At 40.8% G+C, this 267-nt stretch carries 1 protein-coding gene; it reads left to right on the top strand.

All coding sequences use genetic code 11. The features are described from left to right. Window positions 1-267: MFS transporter (locus tag AAEZ06_RS27425; RefSeq protein WP_350617262.1), on the top strand; the 267-nt coding region annotated here is incomplete at both ends.

Here is a 267-nt window from a genome sequence, read left to right as displayed (position 1 = left end):
CCCTTATAAAGCCATCTTTGAAAATCCAAAACATCGCATCATGTTCATTTTATGGTCCATGAGTTCAGGGCTATTACTATTTGGTTATTTCGGTGTAAGTAACTGGCTACCGTCTTATCTAGAAACTGAACTGGGTATCAAGTTTAAGGAGATGGCACTATATATGGCGGGTACTTACTTGACGATGATGTTTGCTAAAGTCGTGGCAGGTTTAGTGGCTGATAGAATTGGTCGCAAAATAGTATTTGCCTTCGGCACTATGGGCAC

It is taken from the genome of Pseudomonas sp. HY7a-MNA-CIBAN-0227, assembly GCF_040310325.1.
Lineage (GTDB): Bacteria > Pseudomonadota > Gammaproteobacteria > Pseudomonadales > Pseudomonadaceae > Aquipseudomonas.
The sequence above is the reverse complement of the archived record's forward strand: the minus strand, read 5'-3'. Positions and strand labels throughout refer to the sequence as shown.